This window comes from Gilvibacter sediminis (assembly GCF_028561565.1).
Taxonomy (GTDB): Bacteria; Bacteroidota; Bacteroidia; order Flavobacteriales; family Flavobacteriaceae; genus Gilvibacter; species Gilvibacter sediminis.
This window is the reverse complement of record NZ_JAQQTE010000011.1, coordinates 1-563: the sequence shown is the minus strand read 5'-3', so window position 1 is coordinate 563 and position 563 is coordinate 1. Positions and strand designations below refer to the sequence as shown.

The window sequence follows — 563 nt, the reverse complement described above, 5'->3', positions numbered from 1 at the left end:
CGTGTCCGTGTTGGTCACGCGTGCCCAGATCACCTGTGGGTTGCTCGTGTTGATATAGCTGTCCGGTAGTGCATTGTCTCCCGTGGTGGCATCCACCTCGCTTTCGTGGTAGCTCACTACATAGATCACCGGATCCTGTCCGTTTAATATCTCATCGTCTTGGGTAGAGAGGGTGAACTCTCCAATACCGTCTGTACCCTCGCCTACATTATCACAGATGCGATACGCCGCTGCTGGAGCGGTGGCCGTGGCCCCTTCTCTAACCTCGATGTTAAAGCTCTGCGTGGCCGAGTAACAGCCCGTCACCGTATTGGTAATGCGTACATAGATCGTCTGTGGGTTACTCACATTCACAAAGGCCTCTGGGGTGGCGATCGCATTGATGCCTGCATCAGCGTCAGCCTCCACCTCGTGGAAGGTGATCTCCAAGTCCGTTGGGTCTTGTCCGCCTAAGATCTCTGGGATCTTCGTGTTCAGATCAAAGGTAGCCACGCCGTCTGTTGCCAGCTCACAGATGATGTAATCACTCACCTCTGGCGTCTCTGGCAGTGGGTTAACCACAA

At 54.4% G+C, this 563-nt stretch carries 1 pseudogene; it reads right to left on the bottom strand.

What is annotated here, in order from left to right:
- Window positions 1-563 (bottom strand): annotated as a pseudogene (locus POW22_RS15455) (hypothetical protein); the annotation flags it as partial.